The following is a 24,654-nucleotide window of genomic DNA, read 5'->3' on the forward strand; positions in this document are numbered from 1 at the left end:
ATCTCTGCATCACAAACTGCAAAAGTAGTGATATAGGGGCGTAGCCCTGATATCTTCGTAACACAAACTGGAACCGTAATGATCTAGGGGCGTAGCCCTGGCATCTTCGTAACACAAACTGCAACCGTAATGATCTAGGGGCGTAGCCCTGATATCTCTGTAACATAAACTGCAAACCTCATAATATAAGGGCGTAGCCCTGGCATCTTCGTAAAACAAACTGCAAAAGTAATGATATAGGGGCGTAGCCCTGGCATCTCTGCATCACAAACTGTAACCGTAATGATCTAGGGGCGTAGCCCTGATATCTTCGTAACACAAACTGAAAACCTCATAATGTAGGGGCGTAGCCCTGGCATCTTTTCTAGCCTAAAATTTGAATTATAAAAATGAACCTCATTATAAATCAGAGTTTTAGATTTCGATAACTACTGCTATTTATAAAAGCACGATTCTAACCACTGCCTTTCCCTTTCAAATACATTTCTGGTGTTAAAACGGCTAGCTCACTTTTTTTGTAATCTTTTATATTTCTTGTCAAAATTATTTTTACTTGCCCATTTTCTATAGCAGAAAAATTTTGTAAAGCATCTTCAAAATCCTTAAAATCTGAATTTAAAGCTCCAAAAACAGTCTCTTTATCCATTTTTAAAATATCAATTATACTAAGAAGCTGCTTTAATTTCTCGATGATAATCTCATGTTTTGCTGTTTTTCTCAATAAATAGTACACATTACAAATAACGACTGGAGTCGTAAAACCCCTTAGCTTATCTTCTGCACATAGATTAAAAATTCCGGCAGCAAATTCAGCAAATGGTTGTCGGTCAAAGAAGAAATCTAAGATTACATCTGTGTCTATAAAAGCCTTATCCATCTATAAATATTTTCCCTCCAGTCTTTTTCTAAGTTCTTTTTTATAATTCATATCCTCTTTAGGAATTTTAAAAGAACCCCTTAGAGATTTAACTATTGGACTAAGTTTCTCAGCTTTTTGATCGTGCTCTTCTTTGGTCAAGATTTTTAAATAGTTCTCAACAATATCAGACAAACTGCGATTTTTATCTTTCGCATATTGTTTCGCTTTTTTTATAATTTTCTGCTCTATCGTTAATGTTAGCTTTGTATTCATCTCTTATAACTTAAATAAGTATGTACAAATATAAGAAGATTATTGATACACGTGTGTTTTTTATAATAATAGCACGTAATAGCTTAAGGGCTTGGGCAAGCCTGTAGTTTCGGTATCGAAAATGATAGACATGAAGTGGAGTTTTAGACTATGAAATTAGCAAAAAGCAAAGTTTAAAATAGCTTTATTCTGAATTTATCTCTGCTAGATTATGAGATTTCGAAAGAGCTAACGCCCCTAACTAAGATGTCAGGGCTACGCCCCTAATATCATGATTCCTCTCCTCAGCCCGACGAAGATTTCAGGGCTACGCCCCTGTCTAAGATGTCAGGGCTAAAGCCCCTACTATCATGATGCCACTCATCAGCCCGACGAAGATGTCAGGGCCACGCCCCTGTCTAAGATTACAGGGCTAAAGCCCCTACTATCATGATGCCACTCATCAGCCCGGCGAAGATTTCAGGGCTACACCCCTGTCTAAGATGTCAGGGCTACGCCCCTAATATCATGATTCCTCTCCTCAGCCCGACGAAGATTTCAGGGCTACGCCCCTGTCTAAGATGTCAGGGCTAAAGCCCCTACTATCATGATGCCACTCATCAGCCCGGCGAAGATGCCAAGGCTAACGCCCCTAGCATCTTTGTTAATCATACCATTCAAATAGATATTTCGCATCATATTCAATTTCAAATTTTTTGAGAAGTGACAAATATTCATCCTTGAACGTTTGCTTTTTATGATGTTCAGGCTGATTCAAAATGTATTTTACTACCCTGTCGATATGGGATTTGGAATAGGTAAAAGCCCCGTAACCATTTTGCCAATGGAATTTACCAGAGATGAATTTTTTCTCATTAAGCCATTTAGAAGAACCTGATTTTACCTGTTCCATGAGCTTAGAGGGGGAAATTTCTGGATGCATCCCTACGAAGATGTGTGTATGGTCAGGATTGCAATAGATCGCATAGGTTTTGCATTTTTGCTTGGTAATTATACCGCACATCACCTTTTCCAATTCGTCTCTGAAGGAATCTTTGATTAAGTTTTGTCGTCTTTTTACAGAGAAAACAAATTGGATGTATAACTGTGTGTATGTATTTGCCATTGGTACGAAGGTTACGAAGGTTACGAAGATTTCAGGGCTGACGCCCCTAGGTTAACGAGGTATCAGAGCTACGCCCCTTACCAAGATTACAGGGCTACGCCCCTACTATCATGATGCCACTCATCAGCCCGACAAAGATGTCAGGGCCACGCCCCTGTCTAAGATTACAGGGCTAAAGCCCCTACTATCATGATGCCACTCCTCAGCCCGGCGAAGATTACAGGGCTACGCCCCTACCATCATGATGCCACTCACCAGCCCGACTAAGATTGCAGGGCTACGCCCCTTTACCAAGATTACAGGGCTACACCCCTACTATTATGATGCCACTCATCAGCCCGACTAAGATAGCAGGGCTACGCCCCTACTATCATGATGCCTCTCATCAGCCCGACGAAGATTACAGGGCTACGCCCCTACTATCATGATGCCTCTCCTCAGCCCGACTAAGATAGCAGGGCTACGCCCCTACCATCATGATGCCACTCACCAGCCAGACTAAGATTACAGGGCTACGCCCCTTTACCAAGATTACAGGGCTACGCCCCTACTATCATGATGTCACTCATCAGCCCGACCAAGATTACAGAGCTACGCCCCTACTATCATGATGCCTCTCATCAGCCCGACTAAGATAGCAGGGCTAACGCCCCTTTTACTCCTTAAATATAAGAATATTATCGTTAAACATATCTTTTTAAGAAAGAGCAAAATTTAAAAGATCTCATTTTCATTTGGTATTAAACTTCAACACTATTCACTTATAATTTTATGCTGGTGACTGATGGATTCTTCGTGAATGGCCTTTAAAAATTTAGTGATAAATTCTTTGCTTAAATTGTTTTCAGCTCCAGCGGCAATCATAGTATCCAGAATAGAATTCCAACGTTTGGACTGAAGAATCGCTACATTATTTTTCTTCTTAAGGTCACCTATCTCGTCTGCGATTTTCATTCGTTTTCCCAAAAGGTCTATCAGTTGATGATCTACGACATCGATTTTGGTCCTTAGGGTTTGAAGTTTGTTTTGGAAAGCTGTTGCCTCTGTAAATTCCTTACGCATTCTTAAGTCTACGGTCATTTGATCTAGAGCTTTAGGAGTAATTTGTTGACTAGCATCACTCCAGGCATTATCAGGATCGAAATGAGTTTCCACCATAATTCCGTCGAAATTAAGATCAAGCCCAGTCTGGCAAATATCAAAAATAATATCCCGTCGCCCTGCAATATGAGAGGGATCCAAAATAATAGGTAAGTCTGGGTATTCCGACTGTAAATCGATAGCAATTTGCCATTCGGGATTATTTCTATATTTAGTTTTCTCGTAAGTAGAGAATCCTCTGTGAATCACACCCAAGTTTTTAATTCCCGCATCATGAAGACGCTCTACAGCCCCCAACCATAAAGCCAAATCTGGATTGACCGGATTTTTGACTAAAACTATTTTATCGGTTCCTTTCAGGGCATCTGCGATGTCTTGAACAATAAAAGGACTTACTGTACTTCGAGCTCCAATCCACAGGACATCGATATCCGCTTTAAGCGCCATTTCTACATGCGTTTTATTGGCTACTTCAGTTGCCAATTTAAGACCTGTTTCTGCTTTAGCGGTTTTCAGCCATTCTAAACCAATAGCACCAACACCTTCAAAATTACCTGGTCGTGTCCTGGGCTTCCAAATTCCCGCTCGCATGATGCTGGTATCTGTGTCTTTTAATTGGTGAGCGATTTTGACCACTTGCTCTTCTGTTTCTGCACTACAAGGCCCAGCAATGACTAAAGGATGATCTAAATTAAAGTCAGTTAACCATTGTCTTTGTGTTGTGTTAATTTCCATTCTCTTCTTTTTTTATGATTCCGTTTAAAATGGGTTTCAAGTCATTGACCTCTGCCAATTGTTGATGTATACCCATATAATTTTGAGTTTCTAGTTGCTTCTGAAAAGCTTTTAAATTCTGAATGTATTCTTCCAAGGCGTACTGGACCTCCTCTTGATTTTCTTTGAAAATAGCCGTCCATGTCACAGGATTAGATTTGGCTAGTCTAACCGTAGAAGCAAAACCACTGCCTGCCAAATCGAATATATCTCGATCGTTTTTTTCAATATCCAATACTGTTTTCCCCAGCATAAAGGAACTAATATGTGACAAATGAGAGACGTAGGCTAGGTGCTTGTCATGGGCTTTGGCCCCCATGTATTTTAGTGTCATGTGTAGAGGGGCGATTAAGCTCTTAGCCAGTTCTAAGAGACTAGCTTCTGTGTGTTCAACCTCACACAAAATCATAGTTTTGTGATCAAATAAAGAATCAAAAGCCGCTTCAGGTCCAGAAAATTCGGTCCCTGCAATAGGGTGAGCGGCTAAAAACTGATGCCGTTTCGGGTGTTTTGAAACCGCTTCACATAACTGTCCTTTGGTAGACCCCATATCCATCACCAAAGCTTGGGGATGAATTTTATCTAAAATGTGTTGTAGTAATGGCGAGGCATGGTCCACAGGGATACTGAGGATAACAACGTCCATTTCAAACCATTCTGACTCTTCCAAAACTTGGTCGATGATATTCAAGGTTAGGGCCTTTTGTAAATGCTCAGGATTTGTATCCATCCCAAAAACTTGAAAGTCCGAGAAATTTCTCTTCATGGATAAAGCAAAAGATCCTCCTATTAAACCTAAACCTATACATCCTATTTTCATATGGCTTCAGATTTTGAGATTCGTTCTTTACAGATGCTAAGCTCCTCTTCAGAAACACATAATGAAAAGCGGAGATAATTAGACCCATTAGATCCAAAAACATCACCAGGGGTTACAAATACGTTTCTTTCGTATAAAAGCTCATCTGCCAGTTCTTTCGCAGATTGAGAGGAATTCACTTGGGCCCACACAAAAAGTCCAACTGCAGATTTATCAAAACTCAGGTTTAGCGTATCACACATCTCCCAAAGGATAGCCCTGCGGTTTTTGTAAACAGTATTTTGAGCTTCAAACCAGTCGTTTTTTAGCCCCAAGGCTTTGGTCGCAGCCTTTTGAATAGGGAAAAACATCCCACTATCCATATTGCTCTTCACCTTTAATACTGCTGAAATAAATTCAGAATGACCCACTAAAAACCCAACTCTGAATCCTGCTAAGTTGTATGACTTACTCAGCGAGTTTAATTCCATACACACCTCTTTCGCCCCTTCCAATTGAAAAATAGAAAATTTATCATCGGTGAGTACCATGCTATAAGGATTGTCATTGACCAACAAGATATCATTGGCCTTGGCAAAATGTATCAGCTCTTGTAGCTTGACTCTATCTGCTGCTTGACCTGTCGGCATATTGGGATAGTTGATCCACATCAACTTCACCTTAGCCAAGTCTAATTTTTGAAGCGCTTCGAGATCGGGATGCCACGCATTGCCTGCTGTCAAATCATACGAGATAAGTTCAGCATTCAAAAGCTTGGTCGCCGCTTGGTAAGTGGGATATCCTGGATTGGGAACTAAAACCTGATCTCCCTCGTTTAAAAAAGCCATAGAAATTAAGGAAATGCCTTCTTTAGACCCCATCAGTGGAAGCACCTCGTTTTCTTTATCGATTTGGACTGCATAATGATTTTCATAAAAACGACACATCGCTTGTCTCAATTCATCTAAACCTTTATAGGCTTGGTATTGATACGCCCCGTGTTGGGTTGTCGCCTTCACCAATTCGTCAACAACCTCTTGAGGAGGCGCTAAATCTGGACTTCCAATTCCTAGATTGATGATCGGTTTTCCTGCTTTTTTAAGTTGAGCAACTTCTCTCAGCTTTTTGCTGAAATAGTACTCTTCTGTTTTCTGGAGTCGATTGGATAATGAAATCATGACTTTCCACTTTTATATTGACCTACACAGGTCGGATTGATACTAAAATTTGATATGGCTTCAAAAGCGTCTTGAAAATGAGTTAGGCTTGTAAATGCTACGTCCACGATAAAAGCATACTTCCATACTTCCTCAGGAATGGGGATACTTTGAATCTTGGTTAAGTTTAATCCGTGATCGGCCATGACATTGAGGAGTTTGGCTAAACTTCCCGATTCATGTGCTATTTCAAATTTTAGCGTGGCCTTGTTCACTTCTTTAGTGGAGTTCCCTATTTTTTCGATAACGACAAAACGGGTTTCGTTAGTGCTATGGTTTTGAACATCTTTCGCCATCACCTTCAAATTGAAAAGCTTTGCAGTCCCTTTTGGCACTAAAGCTCCGACTCCAAACAGGCGGTGTTCAGCAATATGTTGAGCGGGGAGGGCCGTGTCTACATCTTCAATAAGATGGATGTGGCTATGGTTTCCAAAAAAATGACTACACTGATGCAGTGCCATTTGGTGAGACCTCACTTCTTTTAGGTCTTCAAATTCCTGTCCTGGCAGAGCCACCAAATTGTGACTTATATTTAGATAATGCTCTGCGGTCACTTGAAGATGGTGGTCCAAAATAAGGCGATAGTTGGGAAGGATACTTCCTGCTATAGAATTCTCAATAGCCATCACTCCTTTTTTACATTCTCCATCCATAACAGCGTGCACGAGTTTTTGGAATGTCATACATTCTAAAACCTCAACATCGGTTTCTCCAAAAAGCTCTGTAAGGGCTTTATAGTGATTCGATCCTTTTATACCTTGTATTGCTATCTTCAATCTCATAAATTAAAAAAGCCTCGTACGAAACGAGGCTTTGTATATTTGATAATGAATTTATTTCATATCAACCTCGTTTCGCTAGACTAGCAAAATAAAAGTTGAAATAAAAATAAAAACGTGTTGTCATTTGTAATGTAATATTAGACTAAATTAGAATTTATTTTGAATTAAATCCTATTAACTTCAATAAAATTCAAAAGATTAATTTTTTAGATACGACTTTTGTCTAGGAATCGTTAAAAATTCTTTTTGTCTCCCGTTCAGATAAATGACTTCCTCTCCATTAAAATAAGCCCCTTCTTCCAACATCACTCGGAACGGCCTTTCCCATTCGTCTAAGTAAACTTCAGCGTTAAGCTCTATCGCATACACCGTATTTGGGTGGAGTGGATAATCACCAGAACCTGGTACTTTCCCTTGATTGTCCCACATGCCAATGGTAGGTCCTGCAGCATGACCATGATATCCCATGGGATGGGTATAAATAGTGCCGTTTATCCCTTCAGAACTCATGGTAGATCTAGCTGCTTGTAGAATTTCGTTCCCTGTTCTGCCAGTTTTAAAACTGGAAGTTAATATATCTTGTAGCCGATTTCCAACGGCAAGAGCCTCTTTCAGGTATTGAGGGACTTCCTTTTCATCTGGTTTTAAAACGTATGCGAGTTCTTGTGTGTCTGTATTCAGTCTCAAATAGGTAATACCAAAATCCATATGTAAAATATCGCCAGGCCTAATAATTTCTGGATCTGGATTATTATCAAAGGTTCTCAAATGCTCCTTGCTTTCATTACTGCTTCTTTGTATATCAACCGTAGGGTGAAACCAAGTCTCTAGGCCAAGCGCTTTAATTTTATCTCTGTACCACCAAACCACATCTGTGGTGCTAGTTACTCCTGGAGTAATCACCTGCTCCGATAAACCCTCTTGGATAATATCATGAGCTATGGTTTGGATGTGTTTATAGGTTGCCATTTCTGAAGGTGTTCTCGTTTCCAACCAACTTACGGCAAGAGCTTCTGCAGAAGTTACCCTCTCTTGATAGGATTTGGGCAAGTACTCCATCAGCATTTTGTATTCGGTATGGTTTAGGCCATCGGCATGTCCAAAATCTTCAGAAGTATTAATGCCGATCTGCTTTGGATTGCGTTCTTTAATCAGCTCTATCAATCGCTTCCATTGGTTAGGTTCGACCTCAGGATCCCATGCTTTTTTGAAATATGACCCCACGTTATATCTGGCTACTGCCAAAGTTTCCACCTTATCTTCTCCTTTGGGCTTATACATCACTAGTATGGTTCTCCTCCGAGCCGCCAACCATGTGCTGGGCAGAAAGGTTTTGATAATCGGGTCTTCGTTATATTCTCTAGAGATCACCAACCACATGTCTATCCCAGAACGGTCCATTAGTTTTGGCAAAACTGTTTCTATACGTTCTCCGAGCCATTGATCGATAACTTCAGATTGTTCCTTTTGAGATAATACCGCTATATCTTGAGCATAGGTCATGCAGCAAAAGGTTGCTATAAAAAATAGGTTGAAAACTAATTTCATAGGTTGTTCTTTTTAATTCAGGATTAAAAATAGACATAAATTCAACAAAAAACCTCATCAATATAATTTGATGAGGTCTGTAAATATTTCTTGTAAAAGTAAGATGATGCTAACTCACTGCTTTCAGTTTTCTTAAGCTAGTTCTCTCTAAAGCTTTTTCAGCATAGGGTTTTGTTACTTTAAATTCGGTTTCATCACTTTCTGGCAAATCGAACATCGCATCGGTAAGGATAGCTTCACAAAGTGAACGTAAACCTCTTGCTCCAAGTTTATACTCTAAAGCCTTTTCGACGATAAAATCTAAAGCCCCATCGGTGATTTGAAAATCGATATCATCCATTTCAAACAGCTTTTGGTATTGCTTTATAATGGCATTTTTAGGCTCTGTCAAAATACGTCTTAACGTCTCCTTATCTAAAGGATCCATGTAGGTAAGGACAGGAAGACGACCAATAATCTCTGGAATAAGGCCGTAATCTTTTAAATCCTTAGGGATAATGTATTGAAGAATATTTTCTTTATCTACACTTTCACCTAATTTTGAAGCTCCATAACCAACTGCTTGCATGTTTAAACGCTTTGAGATGTTTTTCTCAATACCGTCAAACGCACCTCCAGCAATAAACAATATGTTTTCAGTATTGACTTCAATAAATTTTTGATCTGGATGCTTACGACCTCCCTTAGGTGGTACATTAACTGTAGTTCCTTCTAAAAGTTTTAGCAAAGCTTGTTGAACACCTTCACCACTTACGTCTCTTGTAATAGAAGGGTTGTCACTTTTACGGGCGATTTTATCAATTTCATCGATAAATACAATTCCATGCTCAGCTTTTTCAGTATTGTAATCTGCTGCAGCAAGAAGCTTAGTCAAAATGGCTTCCACATCTTCACCAACATATCCAGCTTCGGTTAACACCGTAGCATCTACAATGGCTAGGGGAACATTAAGCATTCTGGCTATGGTTTTGGCAACAAGTGTTTTACCTGTCCCCGTTTGCCCTGCCATAATGATATTGCTCTTTTGGATTTCAATATCGTCCTTGGATTTGGGTTGTAATAATCTTTTGTAGTGATTATAAACAGCCACAGACATCACCTTTTTGGTTTGGTCTTGACCAATGACATATTGATCTAAGAAATCTTTAATAGCCTTAGGCTTTCTCAACTTCAATTCTGAAGAAAGCTCTTCTGTGCTATCCTGTTTGGATTCCTCAATAACGATTCCGTGAGCTTGTTCAATACATCGGTCACAAATATGGGCGTCCAATCCTGCTATAAGTAGGTTGGTTTCTGCTTTTTTGCGTCCACAAAATGAACATTCTAACTCTTCTTTAGCCATAATTTAGTCTCTAGTCAATATTTCATCAATCATTCCATACTCTTTCGCAGCATCTGCTTTCATCCAGAAATCTCTATCTCCGTCTTGGTAGACCTCATCGTAAGATTTTCCAGAATGTTTTGAAATGATCTTATATAATTCTTCTTTCAGCATGATGATTTGATTCGCTGTGATTTCAATATCATCTGCTTGTCCTTGCGCTCCACCCATAGGCTGGTGGATCATCACTCTTGAGTGAGGAAGACCACTTCGTTTTCCGGCTGTTCCTGCACAAAGCAGAACGGCTCCCATAGAAGCTGCTATGCCTGTATTGATTGTAGCCACATCTGGTTTTATAAACTGCATAGTATCATAAATCCCCAAACCGGCATAAACACTCCCTCCTGGAGAGTTAATGTAAATCTGAATATCTTTTGAAGAATCTGTGCTTTCTAAAAACAAGAGTTGGGCTTGAATAATATTGGCCACTTGATCGTTGATAGGTAATCCTAAAAAAATAATTCTATCCATCATCAATCTAGAAAAAACGTCCATAGCCACCGCATTCATCTGGCGCTCCTCAATAATATTTGGAGTCATGGCCGAAGGAGTCATGCTTGTAATAATTTTATCGTAATAATTGGCATTGACACCATGATCTTTGGTGGCAAAATTTTTGAATTCTTTATCCATTTTCATAGTATCCTCTGTATTTTAAAACGAATATAGCTCGAAGCTAAGATCTAGCATGCTTCTTTTACTAAATGTTAACTTCGAGCTATCTCCTTTTATAGGTATAAAATTGATTTATTTATAAATCGTATCTACAAATTCTTTATAGGTAACGTCCTTTTCTTCAATATTCATTTTCTCCTTGTAAAGTCCAAGTAATTTTTGAACCATTACTTCTTCAGAAAACTGTTTGACTTGCTCTTGATTAGACATCAAATTTTGAATGATTCCGTCCATTTGGTCTTCTGGAAAATCCATTTGACCAAATTGCATCATTTGCATTTTTATTTTTTCTTTAGCGACTTTCTTTACATCTTCCATCTCGACTTTAACACCGTTATCTTTCGCTATTTTAGCTTCAATAAGCTGGTACTTAATGCCTTTTTCGCTCTTTTCGTATTCTTCTTTAGCCTCTTCGACTGTCAATTGCTTTTCGCCTTGCGTTTGCAACCACTTTTTAAGAAATTCTGAAGGTAAATCCATGTTTGCCTTTTCAATGAGGTGCTCTGTGACATCATTAAAAAATTGCTGATCTCCTTGTTGTTGAAAAGTTTGCTTAGACTGTTCTGCTATTTTTTCTTTAGCTTCTTTTTCTGAAGAGACTTCTCCTTCACCAAAAGCTTTGTCGAACAATTCTTGATTAAGTTCTGCTAGAATCTGTTCGTTGATTTCTTTGATCGTAAACGTCAAATCAACTTTTAGACCCTCAGCTTTATCTTTTTCAATGCCAAGGTGAGTCGCTAGAGTATCGTCATCTTTAAAAAGCTTATTGGATTTTAAAGTCACTTGATCTTCAACTTTTGCTCCTAAAAGCTCTTTTTGATTGGTCTTTCCATCGATATCTTCAACTTTGAAGGTGGCCTCATTTTCGATACCTTCTTCTTCATTGTGGAAAGTTCCAACCACAGTAAAGTTTTCCTTTACTTCGTTCTGAGGCTCGAGTTTCCCATATTGACGCTGAATGGTTTTGAGTTGGTTATCAATCATCTCCTCATCGGCAGAAATATTGTAATACTTCACTGGACCTTCACCTTCTAAAGTGACATCAAATTTTGGGACTAGTCCTAGTTCAAATTCAAAGTTATAATCGTCGGATTCCCAGTTTAAGTCGTCTTGTGGTTTAGGAAGTGGGTTCCCTAAAATCTCAAGCTTCTCTTCGGTGATATATGAGTTTAATGACTCTTGTAATAATTTGTTGACTTCATCTACCAAAACAGATTTCCCGTACTGTTTTTTTATCATACCCATAGGGACCATTCCTTTTCTGAAACCAGGAATACTTGCTGTCTTACGATGGTCTTTAAGTAGTTTCTCTACCTTGGGACTATAGTCGTTTTTTTCAATTTTAATTTTGACTACAGAATTCAGTTGGTCTTTATCTTCTCTTGTTATATTCATTTTAAAGAATTTTTTTTGGAGGTGCAAAATTACAATTTATTTCACTGCTTACCAAGTTTTTATGCTGAAGGCTAGAGTATAAGGGTTTTACACTAAGCGTTAAATCTTAATCAATTTCAGAAGACAAGGATCTCGCTTCTTTTCTGAGTTTGATAAACATGATGACATCAAAAATAAAATGCGCAGCCATTGCCGAGAAAATATCAAAGTAACGAGTGAGATAGCCAAAGCCAGCTGAAATTAAAATCAGAAATACTCCATAGATAGATTTTTTCCAATCCTTTGTAGATATATAGCCGTGGAGAACGACAAAAAGTATAGCCGCCCACCATAATCCCATAAGTGGCTGAAGTGCTCCTCGAAATAGAATTTCTTCACCTACGCCTGCACATAAAGAATAAAACACAATATCGGTCCACTGTAGGTCTACCCCTTTAAAAAGCTTAGCGTAAAAAGTACTGGTCTCTCTTAACACAGGAAGTTTTAAAAGCAAAACTCCTATAATTGCTGCCACTGCTCCAAAACCAAGACCAATTGAAATAGAGGTGGCGAGATGATCATAATTGAACATCTCAAAATAATCAACTTCATCAGAAAATGATAAAATAAAATAAGCTATTCCGCTAAAGCCAAAAAGAGTAAATATGGACATGGCAAGCATGGCCTTTTTGGTGACTACCATGTATTGAAATTTAGATTACCTTTTTCGCTCTATAAGAGCGAACACGATAGATTGTAAGAAAGAAAGCAAAATACTAAATAATACTGCCCACCAAAATCCATCCACACGGAAAGCATCTACAAGCCAGTCTGCCATCAAAATGATAAATGCATTGATTGCCAGCAAGAACAAACCAAAGGTAACCACGGTAACGGGAAGGGTCAGAATCAATAAAATTGGCTTTATAAAGATGTTAAGTAGCGCTAGAATTGCAGCCACAACAATAGCCGTAAAAAAGTCGGAGACATACACCCCACCTAGAATATTGGATAATATGAGGACAATAAGTCCTGTAATAACAATTTGAAGTAAGGTTTTCATAGGTCTGTTTTAAATTTTAAACTCTCTAATATAAAAAAACTGCCTCAACAATTAAGTTGAAGCAGTTATAATTATAATTAAGAAACGATTAATTCACGTTGTCGGACAAAGATATGGTTCCATACTCTCCAACATTCACTTCTGGCAAATTAGAACCATAAGTTTGGTTAATAGCTTTTAAAGTTTCGTTAGCTACGAGAGCATAACCCCGAGGGGTTAAATGCACACCATCCAAAGAAAATCCACCACCAGTAACAAAGTCTGAAGTGATAATTCCACCTGGAAAGCTTAGGCCTTGTCCTACGCTCTGTAATAAAGCATCCACATCTACAAAAGCCAATCCATTAGCTTGTGCTAAAGATTGTATTGTAGAATTATATGAAAGTCTAGCATTGGAAATAGCACTAAGTTCACTAGAGTCTAATGCATCTTTATCATCAATACCATTCACAGCCCCCAAAACCAATTGGGCTTGTTCTTGAGTAGGCGTACCTCCTTGTTGAAGGATTCCTAAAACTTGCAGAACTGCTGGTGAAAGAGCTACAGAACCATAACCTTGTGCCAAAGCACCTTGATTGATGGTTAAAAGTAAAAGTTCACCTTCTTGCATTTGTCTAAATCCTAATGGATTAGTTTGAGTTGCAGGAACATCAATTAGAAAACGATTTGGGCCTTCATTAAATGTAATAGCATATTGAGCCGCTAGAGCTTGTGCTTGTGCGGGGGGCACTCCTTGCTGAATCAAGCCTTGAGTGAAAATTCCAGTAACTGCTTGGAAGAAGCCGGTTAAACTTCCCGCTGTAGCTGCATCCAGAACCAAAGCGTTGTTTGGAACCGTTGTAAAAAACGGGATGTCGGTAACATTTGGAATATTATAAACTACTCCTCCAGAAGCATTTGCACTCATTTCATTTATCAACTGAGTATAAACCCCTCCAAACACATTAGGGTCTGTAATATCGTTACCTCCATAAGTGGAAGGATCCAAATTTCCAGCTTGGTCTTCACCTGTTCCCCCACTGGTAGCATAGCCTAAGATATCATTATTTCCAATCCATAGCGAAAAGAAGCTCGGATTTTGAGCTGCAGCATCGGCAAGAACCGTAGTCGTTTCTGAAGTAGAAAATCTTACAAAATAAGGATTAGCCTGAGAGGGTAAACCTGCAGCAGCTCCATAACCTGGCGCCACTAGATGATAACTTTTTGCACCAGGGACTCCCATATTATTAAAGGGTCCCGATAATTTGTTGGTAACTTCAGTTTGAGGAGTTCCAGCAATTGGTGTTGGAGGAATAACTGGTTGTCCAGCATTGGAAGATAATACCAATCGATTATTGGTGATTTGGGTTCCGTTCAAAAGTAAACCTCCTAAATTATCAGCCATTAAAGGTTGAGTAAACTCACCTCCTCCTACGAGCTCAAATTGACCAGCAAGAATATTAGGATAGGAGTTTTCTTGTCCCTGTACGTAAAGTGCATTGTCTGCAAATCCAGCAGTTAGCGAGTTCCCTAAAGATACATAGTTGGAGAAATCAGCTTCACCGGGGGTGTAGACTTCGTTTTCTTCAATAGCGTCGTCAAATTCTGGTTCACAAGACAGAAGCCCTATGGCCAGAAACGGTAAATATTTTATGTAGTTTTTCATAGTCTTTAATTATAATTTATAAGTCACTCCCAATCCTGGTAAGAATGCATTTGATTTGTAGGTTCCGCTAAAAGGTACACTTTGTCCATTTTCAAAATAAGAATCATAAGAGGCATCTACTTCTTCAAATCTTAAGTACAGAAAAGAAGCATCTATAGCAAGCTTTTCTGAGACTTGAAAAGACAAACCTGCTGTATAACCATTTCCGTCGTTTCTTGGAGTTTCTGGCGCAAAAAATCCAGCTTGAACTGGAGATTCATCAAAATAGTAACCCGCTCTCAACGTCACATTGTCTGTTGCTTTATATTGAGCACCAAATCTATAGATAGAAGCATTTTTGTAGTTCCTTGGATTAATAGACGTTGGAACATTTGGATTTCCAAATTCAATGTCTAGAGAATTATAAACGTCCCAGAATGCTCTCTGATAATCGAAGGCAAATAACCATTTTTCATTAGGCTCGTAAGCAAACCCAAGGGTTAACTCGGCTGGAAGTGGCAAAGTGGCATTAAAGGTAGTTGTACCGTTTTGAGGCGTTAATGTTGAGTTTGGGAAATTACTAAAGGCGGCCTCACCTCCCTCAGCATTCAAGAGTATTTCGGATCTATAATTAAATCCAATTCTCAATTCTTTAACAGGAGTAAACATAAAACTTCCACTCCATCCTGTATTGGTGACCCCAGTGTCGTCTACGGTAATATTGGATCTATTTCCTTGCTCATCGGTAAGGGTACGGTTGGCATTTCTATTGAAATTGACATTCCCTGTCACAAAAATAGGTCCACCTCCAATACTAAAATGTTCGGATAGCTTTATAGAAACTAGGGGCTGTATAAAAATAGCCGCTAAGTTAATATCATTAACCAAGTGAGAACCTGCCCAATCTGGCTCCCACTCTACAGAGCTTCCATAAGGAGTCGTTACCGACAAACCTAAACTTAACCATTCATTGACTTTATAAGCCGCATGAAGATAAAACGGTGTTCCTGCACCTTGCTGGGTTTCTGCGAATTGCCCAGTAGACGTATTTTGCCATTTCACATTAGAAAAGACACCTGTTACCCCGGCAGAAACTGTGAATTTATCTTCCAAATAGACCATTCCTGATGGATTGAAAAATGCAATTTCCGCACTATTTACAACACCTACACCAGCATGACCCATCGCTAAAGCGCGCTGCCCTTGGGCTGCTACTCGATAGCCTCCTGCGTATACTGAAGCTGATGCAAAAATTAAAAGCATTCCTGAAATTAAAAAGTTCTTCATATTGATTTTGATTTTGCTTAATTATGAAATTCTAAGATTAGTGATCAAATCTATCATTTATTAACAATTTCACACCATAAATTTAAAATATAATGCATGCACTTTAAATTAGTTTGTTTTCAAAAATTCTAAACTGACTTGAAGGAAGTCCTCCCTTTCTTCTGCATGAACCCAATGACCAGAATTTTTAATGGCTTTAATCTCAAAATTTTCAAAATGAGAAGTTATACCTTTTTCATCTTTATCTTGTATATAGTCTGAGTTCCCTCCTTTTAAAAATAAAGTTTCTCCTCCATATTTTGAATTTTGCGGTAAGCCTTTCCCCACTTCTTCGATATTGTTTTTTAAAGCTTGTAGGTTTATTCTAAGGTTGAGTTCGTCTGGCGTCTTCCAATAAAGATTTTTTAAAAGAAATTGCCTTATTGCTTTTAAAGAAATATACTTGGCCAGAAGCTCATCTGCATCACTTCTAGAAGTGAGTTTAGCTTTAGCAATTTGAGTTAAACCCTCCAAGATTTGCTGGTGATGTTGTGGGTAATATTTTGGGGCAATATCTACGATGATCAATCTATTAAGACTCTCTGGATATAAGGTTGCAAAGCGCATAGCGACTTTCCCTCCCATAGAATGACCAATGATAGAGACCTTTTCTAAATGTTTATCCTCGAGATAATTCTTAAGGTCTTCGGCCATGAGTTCATAACTAAACGCAGGGTCATGGGGACTTCTTCCATGATTTCTTTGATCGACAAGGTGCACCTCAAACCCTTCTTTAGCGTAGGCATTGGCTAATGTTTTCCAATTATCGCCCATCCCCAAAAACCCATGTAAAATAACAAGGGGCTTACCCTTTCCTTTTATTTTTGAATGTAACTTCATTTAGCTTAATTTTTTTAGATAAGATTTAACCACAGCCTCCAATCCATCATACAAAGCTTCTGAAATTAAAGCATGCCCAATAGATACTTCGTCTAAGAAAGGAATCGTTTGAGCAAAATATTCGATATTATCGAGTGACAGATCGTGTCCAGCATTAATGCCTAAGCCTAAACGTTTGGCTTCTTCTGCACATTTTAAATAAGGAGCAATCGCTTTTTCTTTATCCTTTATGTATCCTTGAGCGTAAGCCTCGGTGTAGAGTTCTACTCTATCAGCCCCTATTTCTGAAGCTCCTTGAATCATTTGCACAGAGGGATCTACGAAAACTGAAGTTCTTATGCCATGAGCTTTAAATTCTGAAATTACCTCTTTCAAAAAATCCTTATGCTTTAGAGTGTCCCACCCAGCATTGGAAGTTAGTACATCTTCCCCATCTGGGACCAAAGTTACCTGAGCGGGTTTAGCATCTAGAACTAGAGCTATAAATTTCTGGTTAGGATTCCCTTCAATATTGAATTCGGTTTTGACCACTTTGGTTAGTTCATTGACATCGGCATATCGGATGTGACGCTCATCTGGCCTAGGGTGAACAGTAATACCTTGAGCTCCAAAAGACTCTAAATGTTTTGCAGCTTCAACCACATTAGGAGTATCTCCTCCTCTAGCATTTCTAAGAGTCGCAATTTTATTGATGTTAACACTTAATCGTATCATTGTTAGTTTTTAAACAAAAATACAATCAAATACGAGACTTTGCTTTGATTTTACGTATTTTGCATGAAAAGATCATCTTATGATTTGGCAAAATTTTATTGACAAAACCTTACAACCTCTCGATATATCGAATTCAATTTCAGAAGTGGAGTCGGTTTTCAAGACCTCAACATTCAATCATCTTCCTGTCTTTAAGAAAGGCGTGTTTAAAGGAAGTATTAATGTAGACGACTTAATTGATTTAGATAAAGACGAGCCACTTTCAAAATTTAAATACCTGATAGAGGTTTTTTATGTGGAAGCCCATAAAACCAATTTAGATCTTATCCATGAGTTTGCTAATCATCAAACCAACTTGTTGCCCATTCTAGACCAAGACAAAAACTACATTGGCGTTATGAAGCTTGAGGATGTTTTGGATTTATTTGGGGAAAGTCCTTTTATTGCCAACGAAGGGGTAGTGATGATCTTAAGGAAAGAGAGAACCAAATTCTCTTTCAGTGAAGTCGCTCAACTTACTGAAACTCTTAATGCAAAGTTATCTGGCATGTATGTGAGTTATCTCTCCAAAGATATCGTAGAAATTACCGTAAAAGTAGAGCACCAAGGCATCAATGAAATTTTACAAACCTTTAGACGTTACGATTATCAAATTGCTAGCGAACATCCCGAGGATCTTTTTGCTGAAGACCTTAAAGAACATTCCGACTACCTCAACAAATATTTAGACATATAGCTTTAGTAAATCATGGTGAAACACGTCGCTATTTTTGGCCAATCTTTTTATCCGGAAACTGAAAAGTATCTCCTTCAACTACTCGATGTCCTCAACGAGCATCGTATAGATGTGGTTATCGAGCAAGACTACTTTAGACTACTGAAAAAGGAGAAATCTATCCCTGAAATCAATAGCTTAAAAACATTTGTATCTCTCGACAAAACCATAGATTTATTTTTTACCATAGGTGGAGATGGTACTATTCTGTCTGCGGTAAAGTTAGTAAAAGATCTCAACATTCCTATTATAGGTATCAACACTGGCAGACTAGGTTTTTTGGCTACCGTTCCTAAAAACGAAATAAAAAAAAGCATAGAGGAAATTCTAGACGGAAAATACACCGTTTCCGAGCGGTCTATTTTGGAAGTCTCCTGCGAATCTCAGGAAGGCGCTCTACATTCTTTCCCCTTTGCCCTTAACGATATTGCCATAAGCCGAAAGGAAACCACTTCTATGATCACCATTGAGACTTGGCTGAATGATGAATTCCTCAATTCGTACTGGTCTGATGGTATTATTATTTCAACCCCAACGGGCTCCACAGGGTACTCTTTAAGTTGTGGGGGGCCTATTATTACTCCTCAAACCAAAAGTTTCGTCATCACTCCCATCGCACCGCATAATTTAAATGCCAGACCACTGGTTATCCCAGATGATTTAGAAATAAAGTTGAAAATTTCTGGTAGAGAAGATCAATACCTGATTGCGCTCGACTCTAGGTTGGCTAGTTTGGACAAAGACACCATTGTGCGCATCAAAAAAGCTGACTTTAAGATTAAACTTGTTTGGCTATTTAGCGATAGCTTTATTACAACCCTCAGAAAAAAACTACTTTGGGGACAAGATAAACGCAACTAAAACAATAAATCAAGTCAAATTGTGTTTTAAAATCACAAATGATTTAAAATGAAAACCAGTGAAATCAATATTTATATATTTGCAAACTTTTGAAACTCTATGAGATATATTCTTATTGGCATCTCCATTTGTCTTGGAATTCAGTTCGCGTCGGCTCAGACTTATGAAGCAGGTCTTATCTTGGGCGGAGTAAATTTTGTTGGTGATGTTGGGTCTTCTTCTTTTATGAAAGCAGAAGATTATCTGAGTCGAGATAAAGTCTCTTATGGTGCCATTTTAAAATGGAACAGAAGTCCGAGACATGCTTTTAGGTTTTCTGTATTGAGAGCAAACACCTTTGGAAACGATATAAGGTCCGATGAGCCCAGAAGATTTAATCGAAGATATTCTTTTGAGAGCAGCATTACAGAATTGTCGGTTGGTTTGGAATTGAACTTTTTTGAATGGGATTTACATGCGCTTAAACGGCCTCTTATTACTCCATATCTTTATACGGGTCCAACCTATTTTTTTACCAACGATTTTTTTGTAGAAAATGGTGAACTTGTAGAGGGAGATTCTACCTCAAATTTTGCTATTCCTCTTGTTATAGGTATAAAGGGAACCTTGAGTAGGCAATGGATACTAGCTGTTGAATTTGGTGCCAGATATACATTTACAGATAATTTGGACGGAAGTGCTCCAGATGAAATAAACAGTCAAACAAATTATCCTACCTTTGGCAATTCTAATATGAATGATTGGTACATGTTTTCGGGACTTACACTCACTTATACATTTGGGCGTAAACCTTGTTATTGCAATTTTTAGTGAATGGATTTCAGATCAAACATAGATACAAAAAAACTTCCTAAGCACGTTGCCATCATCATGGATGGAAATGGGCGTTGGGCCAAAAAGCAGGGCTTAATGCGCGTTAGAGGCCATGAAAAAGGAACTAAAGCCGTTAGAGAAACTGTAGAAAGCAGTGCTGAGTTAGGCATTGAAAATCTTACGCTTTACGCTTTTTCAACTGAAAATTGGAATAGGCCTAAACTAGAGATCCAAACCCTTATGAGGTTGTTAGTTTCTTCTTTAAAAGATGAGATTGATACCTTACAGGATAACAAAATTAGGCTTCAGGCAATTGGTTGTATTGAAAATTTACCCACCAAGGCCAAAAAGGAACTTAGAGAAGTTATCGAGAAGACGGCAGATAATTCTCATATGACTTTAACCCTTGCTTTGAGTTACGGAGCAAGAGAAGAAATGATTCAAGCTGTCAAGCAAATTAGTCAAAAGGTGAAAAATAATATAATAGATTCTGAAACTATTGATGAGTCTACAATAAATAATCATCTTTACACCCGAAATTTACCAGACGTAGATATGATGATTCGCACGAGTGGCGAGCAACGCATCAGTAATTTTTTACTCTGGCAAATGGCTTACGCGGAATTGTATTTTACAGAAACCCTCTGGCCAGATTTTAGAAAAGAAAACCTTTTTGAAGCAATTTACGAATATCAAAAAAGAGAAAGAAGATTTGGAAAAACAAGTGAACAACTCTAAGTGCACTACACTATTTTCTAGAGTTAACCTATATGTAACGACTCTAACACTACTGTTATTTTTCGCCTTTGCGAATGCTCAGCAAACCCCTCAGCAAGCCGCCGGTAAAAAGTACACTTTAGGAAAGATAGAAGTTATTGGTTCCTCAAGCTATAACGAACAAACCGTGATTGCCTTTACAGGCCTTAAGGAAGGAGAAGAAATCTTCATTCCTGGTGATAGAATAAGTAAGGTTCTGAAAAAACTTTGGGATCTTGGTCTTTTTAGTGACATCAATTTTTACTTAAAAAACGTAGATGGTGATACCGCGGATTTGCAACTGGAAATCGTTGAAGTCCCTAAGCTTAATGAGGTAAAAGTAAGAGGAATTAAGAAGCGTAAGCGCTCTGAAATTATAAAAGACAACTCCATTCAAAAAAATACTAAAATCACTGAAAATTATGTGATAAACCTTCGAAATAATATAGAAGAGAAGTATAAGGAGAAAGGTTTTCTTAACGCAAAAGCTAATATCATTACCAAGGCGGTCATAGACACTTCAAGTACGGACAACCTTGTTAATATGACGGTTGACATCAATACTGGTGATAAAGTAAAGATAAGCGAAATCAATATTAAAGGGAATGAAGAGTTTTCCGACTGGACTATAAAGCGGATGATGAAGAAAACCAAAGAGAAATTTTTCTTAAGGTTTTGGAAACGTTCAAAATTCATTGAAGACGAATATGAAGCCGATAAAGATAAAATAGTAAAGAACTTTAAAGAAAAAGGATACCGTGATGCAAGAATAGTGAGCGATTCTGTTATTGTAAATTCCGATACTGATATTGCTATCAACATAGAGGTAAAGGAAGGGAACCGCTATTATTTTGGAGAAATTGATTTCTTAGGAAATTCTGCATATACGGACGCTCAGTTAAAACAACTCATGGGGATTAGAAAAGGAGATCCTTACAACGGAACTGTTTTACAGAATAAAATCGCCAATAATGAAAAACCGGATGCCGATGATTTTACCAATTTATACCAAAACAACGGATACCTATTTTCCAATATCACTCCTGTAGAAACCCGAATTTATAACGATACTATTGACTTCGAAATACGAATCAACGAAGGAAAAATTGCCTACTTCAACGAAATTTTGGTCTCTGGTAATGACAAGACGAATGACAACGTCATTTTTAGAAATTTGAGGACACGACCAGGACAACAATACAGCAAACAAGATGTCATGAATACGATTCGTGAACTTGGACAGCTTGGATTTTTTAATGCTGAAAATCTTGAGCCAGAATTTAAAAATGTAGTCCCACAATCAGGTACTCTAGACCTTCAGTACGTGGTAGAGGAACAAGGCAGTAGCCAAATTGAGCTGCAAGGTGGTTATGGTGGTGGAGGCTTTATTGGAACTTTAGGTTTAAGATTCAACAACTTCTCCCTTAAAAATATTTTCAACAAAGAAGCCTATAAACCTGTCCCTATGGGGGACGGCCAGTCTCTGTCTCTAAGAGCACAAGCAAGTTTAGCCTTTCAGAATTATAGCTTATCTTTTGTAGAACCCTGGTTGGGGGGCAAAAAGCCAGTACAGCTCTCTGTCTCATTATCTCAAACTATACAGTTCTTGTTCAACCCATTAACACGAAGAGCTGATAATGATAGGAGTTTTACCATTTCTGGTATAAACGTTGGTTTCGCTAAGCGACTAAGGGAACCCGATCAAAACTTTACGTTATCCACATCGATTGGGTATCAGAATTTTCAATTAAATAATTATAATATAGGATTATTTAGATTCCCTAATGGTACATCCAATAACCTATCATTCACCGTCGGATTAAACAGAAACAATACGTTTACCAATCCTATTTTTCCAACAGGAGGTTCAGAATTCGATTTCTCTGTGAAATTTACTCTACCCTACTCAGCGTTTAACGATGTAGATTACGCCGGCCTTCGAGAGCAAAGAACAGAGGCTTTGGCCAATAATGATTCAGAGGCTTTAGCGGTGATCGATCAACAGCGATTCAACTGGTTAGAGTTTTATAAAGTAAAATTTAGTGGGGATTGGTATAATAATTTGTTTGATAAACTAGTTTTAAGGACACGTTTTGAATACGGATTCTTAGGAGCTTATAATAATGACAGAGGTATTCCTCCATTTGAACGTTTTTTCTTAGGAGGAGATGGCCTAGCCGGTTTTGCTTTAGATGGTCGTGAAATTATTGCTCTAAGAGGTTATCCTAACCAATCCATATTACCTAGAACACGAACAGTTGGCGGAGAAGAAAGCTTTAATGATGGAGCGTCCATCTATAACAAATACACAATGGAATTGAGGTATCCTATTACATTAAAACCTTCAGCTTCAATTTACGCACTTGCTTTTATGGAAGGTGGTGCTACTTTCGATCAGTTTAAAGATTTTACACCCTTTGAAATGAGTAGGTCTGCTGGTGCTGGTTTACGTATCTTTATGCCTGCTTTTGGCCTATTGGGTATAGACTTTGGTTATGGATTTGATCCCATACCTGGAAGTAATACAGGGCCAAATGGATGGGAAACCCACTTTATTATCGGTCAGCAATTTTAAAACGGCATGATTTTTAATACATTCTAATTATGAGATTTATTAATAGTGTTTTCTTTATTTGTTTTTGTGTTTTAACCTCTTTTGGGCAAGGTGGTCTAAAGATTGCCTACGTGGACATGGATTATATTCTAGATAATGTTCCCGAGTATAGGCAAGCCTCGAGCCAATTGGACTCTAAAGCTCAACAGTGGAGAACAGAAATTGAAAGCAAACAAAACGACATTGACAAGTTTAAGGATGAGTTAGAAAGTGAAAGACCTTTACTTACAGCAGATTTAATTCAAGATCTGGAGGATGAAATTGAATATCTTGAAAATCAGCTCTTGGAGTATCGCAATAAACGCTTTGGTGTTTCTGGGGATTTTATTGTTCAAAAAAGGCAATTGATACAACCCATACAAGATCAAGTCTTTAATGCTATACAGGAAATTGGTGATAATAGAGATTATGATTTTATTTTTGAAAACTCTGCAGATGCCTTACTTTTGTTTTCTGCAAAGCGACATGATTTAAGTGAAGTCATTTTGAAGCTCATCAATAGAAATTCTAGAGGAGCTGAAAAAGAGTCTTCCGATGTTTTGGAGGAAATAGGAGACTATAAGTCTGTTGAAAAAGCGGAAGAGGAAGAAGTTAAAAAAGAAGAAAAAGCTCAAGAAGAAGAAGCTAGAAAGGACGAACGAGAAGCTTTAATGGACGACCGCCAAAGAAAAAGAGATTCTTTGAGGGATGCAAGACAAAGAGAATTTGAAGAACGGAGAGAAAGAATCTTAAAACAAAGAGAAGAAAGAGAAAAAGAAAGAGACTCTATTAGAAAAGCAAGAGAGAATAATTAAAAATAATCACTAAATTAAAATTAAAAAATGAAAACTTTAAAAACAATCGCAATAGCTTTAGTATTGTCATTCGGATTAATGGCAACCTCAAATGCACAGTCGAAAGTAGCACACATTAACTCGCAAGAGTTTGTTCAGAACTTACCAACTTATAAGTCTGTAATGACAGAACTGGACCAACGAGAAAAAACATATCGTACTGAAATAGACGATTTGTTAAAAGAAGCTCAAAAAACAAACGAGCGTTACCAACGAGAAGCTGGCACTAAGACTGAAGAAGAAAACCAAAAGAGAGCAATGGAATTGCAGGAAATGCAACAATCCATCATGGAATACAGACAAACCGCTTCTGAAGATCTTCAGAAAAAACAAGAAGAACTCATGAGACCTGTCTTAGAAAGAGCAAGAGAGGTTATCCAACAAGTTGCTAGAGCAAAAGGCTACGACTATGTTTTAGATTCTTCACTTGGAGCAGGAGTCCTTATGGCAGATGGTTACAACTTGATGGCAGATGCTAAAGCTGCTATTGGTGAGTAATTAATTCACATTACATTTTTATAAAAAAAGACCATCTTTGTGATGGTCT

The 24,654-nt window shown here is 38.1% G+C and carries 24 protein-coding genes; 7 read left to right on the top strand and 17 right to left on the bottom strand.

Translation table 11 applies throughout. From position 1 onward, the window contains the following. Positions 1-454 precede the first annotated feature (454 nt). The 17 genes from PGOND44_RS00005 to PGOND44_RS00085 form a co-directional block, all read right to left on the bottom strand. Complete coding sequence (locus tag PGOND44_RS00005) at positions 455-877, bottom strand: type II toxin-antitoxin system VapC family toxin (RefSeq protein WP_003434410.1); 423 nt, start codon at positions 875-877, stop codon at positions 455-457. After that, a complete protein-coding gene (locus PGOND44_RS00010) occupies positions 878-1,132 on the bottom strand; it encodes a DUF6364 family protein (protein WP_003434412.1) in 255 nt (84 codons plus the stop codon). A 643-nt stretch (positions 1,133-1,775) separates the two neighbouring features. Next, positions 1,776-2,237: an IS200/IS605 family transposase gene (tnpA, locus tag PGOND44_RS00015; protein ID WP_003434414.1), complete on the bottom strand. Its 462-nt coding sequence runs from the start codon at positions 2,235-2,237 to the stop codon at positions 1,776-1,778. Positions 2,238-2,990: 753 nt separating this feature from the next. Further along, positions 2,991-4,073: a bifunctional 3-deoxy-7-phosphoheptulonate synthase/chorismate mutase type II gene (locus tag PGOND44_RS00020; RefSeq protein ID WP_003434416.1), complete on the bottom strand. Its 1,083-nt coding sequence runs from the start codon at positions 4,071-4,073 to the stop codon at positions 2,991-2,993. Beyond that, a complete protein-coding gene (locus tag PGOND44_RS00025) occupies positions 4,063-4,932 on the bottom strand; it encodes a prephenate dehydrogenase (protein WP_003434418.1) in 870 nt (289 codons plus the stop codon). Before PGOND44_RS00025 ends, PGOND44_RS00020 begins: the two co-directional genes overlap by 11 nt. Continuing rightward, complete coding sequence (locus PGOND44_RS00030) at positions 4,929-6,089, bottom strand: pyridoxal phosphate-dependent aminotransferase (RefSeq protein WP_003434425.1); 1,161 nt, start codon at positions 6,087-6,089, stop codon at positions 4,929-4,931. Before PGOND44_RS00030 ends, PGOND44_RS00025 begins: the two co-directional genes overlap by 4 nt. Continuing rightward, positions 6,086-6,910, bottom strand: coding sequence for a prephenate dehydratase (locus PGOND44_RS00035; RefSeq protein ID WP_003434428.1), 825 nt, complete (start codon positions 6,908-6,910; stop codon positions 6,086-6,088). The genes PGOND44_RS00030 and PGOND44_RS00035 overlap by 4 nt, the downstream gene beginning before the upstream one ends. A gap of 198 nt (positions 6,911-7,108) precedes the next feature. Further along, positions 7,109-8,458 carry a M24 family metallopeptidase gene (locus PGOND44_RS00040; protein WP_003434433.1) on the bottom strand — a complete coding sequence of 450 codons (1,350 nt, stop codon included), beginning with the start codon at positions 8,456-8,458 and terminating at the stop codon, positions 7,109-7,111. A gap of 109 nt (positions 8,459-8,567) precedes the next feature. Then, a complete protein-coding gene (gene clpX / locus PGOND44_RS00045; RefSeq protein WP_003434435.1) occupies positions 8,568-9,800 on the bottom strand; it encodes an ATP-dependent Clp protease ATP-binding subunit ClpX in 1,233 nt (410 codons plus the stop codon). A 3-nt stretch (positions 9,801-9,803) separates the two neighbouring features. Beyond that, on the bottom strand, positions 9,804-10,478 hold the full coding sequence (locus PGOND44_RS00050) for an ATP-dependent Clp protease proteolytic subunit (RefSeq protein WP_003434438.1): 675 nt from the start codon (positions 10,476-10,478) through the stop codon (positions 9,804-9,806). A gap of 108 nt (positions 10,479-10,586) precedes the next feature. Next, positions 10,587-11,909, bottom strand: a complete 1,323-nt coding sequence (gene tig / locus PGOND44_RS00055; RefSeq protein ID WP_003434441.1) for a trigger factor — start codon at positions 11,907-11,909, stop codon at positions 10,587-10,589. Positions 11,910-12,015: 106 nt separating this feature from the next. After that, complete coding sequence (locus PGOND44_RS00060) at positions 12,016-12,591, bottom strand: CPBP family intramembrane glutamic endopeptidase (RefSeq protein WP_003434457.1); 576 nt, start codon at positions 12,589-12,591, stop codon at positions 12,016-12,018. Between the two features lie 15 nt (positions 12,592-12,606). Then, a complete protein-coding gene (locus PGOND44_RS00065; RefSeq protein WP_003434459.1) occupies positions 12,607-12,951 on the bottom strand; it encodes a phage holin family protein in 345 nt (114 codons plus the stop codon). An 88-nt stretch (positions 12,952-13,039) separates the two neighbouring features. Next, entirely contained in the window at positions 13,040-14,596 is a 1,557-nt protein-coding gene (locus PGOND44_RS00070) for an SGNH/GDSL hydrolase family protein (RefSeq protein ID WP_003434462.1), read from the bottom strand. Positions 14,597-14,605: 9 nt separating this feature from the next. Next, positions 14,606-15,862, bottom strand: coding sequence for an OmpP1/FadL family transporter (locus tag PGOND44_RS00075; protein ID WP_003434466.1), 1,257 nt, complete (start codon positions 15,860-15,862; stop codon positions 14,606-14,608). Between the two features lie 108 nt (positions 15,863-15,970). After that, the gene (locus tag PGOND44_RS00080) at positions 15,971-16,741 is read right to left on the bottom strand and encodes an alpha/beta fold hydrolase (RefSeq protein ID WP_003434468.1); all 771 of its coding nucleotides are present in this window, start codon (positions 16,739-16,741) and stop codon (positions 15,971-15,973) included. After that, the gene (locus PGOND44_RS00085; protein ID WP_003434471.1) at positions 16,742-17,455 is read right to left on the bottom strand and encodes a pyridoxine 5'-phosphate synthase; all 714 of its coding nucleotides are present in this window, start codon (positions 17,453-17,455) and stop codon (positions 16,742-16,744) included. Between the two features lie 79 nt (positions 17,456-17,534). Between PGOND44_RS00085 and PGOND44_RS00090 the strand changes: the two genes are divergently transcribed. The 7 genes from PGOND44_RS00090 (at position 17,535) to PGOND44_RS00120 (ending at position 24,605) form a co-directional block, all read left to right on the top strand. Continuing rightward, positions 17,535-18,191 carry a CBS domain-containing protein gene (locus PGOND44_RS00090; protein ID WP_003434472.1) on the top strand — a complete coding sequence of 219 codons (657 nt, stop codon included), beginning with the start codon at positions 17,535-17,537 and terminating at the stop codon, positions 18,189-18,191. 12 nt (positions 18,192-18,203) lie between these two features. Further along, on the top strand, positions 18,204-19,091 hold the full coding sequence (locus PGOND44_RS00095; RefSeq protein WP_003434473.1) for an NAD kinase: 888 nt from the start codon (positions 18,204-18,206) through the stop codon (positions 19,089-19,091). A gap of 99 nt (positions 19,092-19,190) precedes the next feature. After that, on the top strand, positions 19,191-19,901 hold the full coding sequence (porG, locus tag PGOND44_RS00100) for a type IX secretion system protein PorG (protein ID WP_003434474.1): 711 nt from the start codon (positions 19,191-19,193) through the stop codon (positions 19,899-19,901). A gap of 3 nt (positions 19,902-19,904) precedes the next feature. Continuing rightward, a complete protein-coding gene (locus PGOND44_RS00105; protein WP_003434475.1) occupies positions 19,905-20,642 on the top strand; it encodes an isoprenyl transferase in 738 nt (245 codons plus the stop codon). Further along, on the top strand, positions 20,578-23,235 hold the full coding sequence (locus PGOND44_RS00110; RefSeq protein WP_003434476.1) for a BamA/OMP85 family outer membrane protein: 2,658 nt from the start codon (positions 20,578-20,580) through the stop codon (positions 23,233-23,235). Before PGOND44_RS00105 ends, PGOND44_RS00110 begins: the two co-directional genes overlap by 65 nt. 29 nt (positions 23,236-23,264) lie before the next feature. Next, positions 23,265-24,068, top strand: coding sequence for an OmpH family outer membrane protein (locus PGOND44_RS00115; protein WP_003434482.1), 804 nt, complete (start codon positions 23,265-23,267; stop codon positions 24,066-24,068). Positions 24,069-24,095: 27 nt separating this feature from the next. Further along, a complete protein-coding gene (locus PGOND44_RS00120; RefSeq protein ID WP_003434485.1) occupies positions 24,096-24,605 on the top strand; it encodes an OmpH family outer membrane protein in 510 nt (169 codons plus the stop codon). Positions 24,606-24,654: the final 49 nt, after the last annotated feature.

This window comes from Psychroflexus gondwanensis ACAM 44 (genome assembly GCF_000355905.1).
In the GTDB taxonomy this organism is placed as follows: domain Bacteria; phylum Bacteroidota; class Bacteroidia; order Flavobacteriales; family Flavobacteriaceae; genus Psychroflexus; species Psychroflexus gondwanensis.